1 protein-coding gene is annotated in these 262 nt (G+C 38.5%); it reads left to right on the top strand.

From position 1 onward, the window contains the following. The coding region (locus Q4528_RS14350; RefSeq protein WP_303522302.1) for a class I tRNA ligase family protein at positions 1–262 on the top strand (262 nt) is incomplete at both ends.

Here is a 262-nt window from a genome sequence, read left to right on the forward strand (position 1 = left end):
CATCTCTTGAAACTTTTGGTGTAGACAGTGTCCGATTAGAAATTCAAATCATGCAAATGGTACGTTTATTGCAAAATGGTGAAGAAGGTAAAATGAGTAAACGTACAGGCAACGCGATTACTTTACGCGAAATTATGGAGGAAGTTGGTGTGGATGCTGCGCGTTACTTCTTAACTATGCGTAGCCCAGATACACACTTTGATGTTGATATGGAATTAGCAAAAGAACAATCTCAAGACAATCCAGTGTATTATGCATGTCT

Origin of the sequence: Staphylococcus pasteuri (assembly GCF_030547725.1) — a bacterium.
In the GTDB taxonomy this organism is placed as follows: domain Bacteria; phylum Bacillota; class Bacilli; order Staphylococcales; family Staphylococcaceae; genus Staphylococcus; species Staphylococcus pasteuri.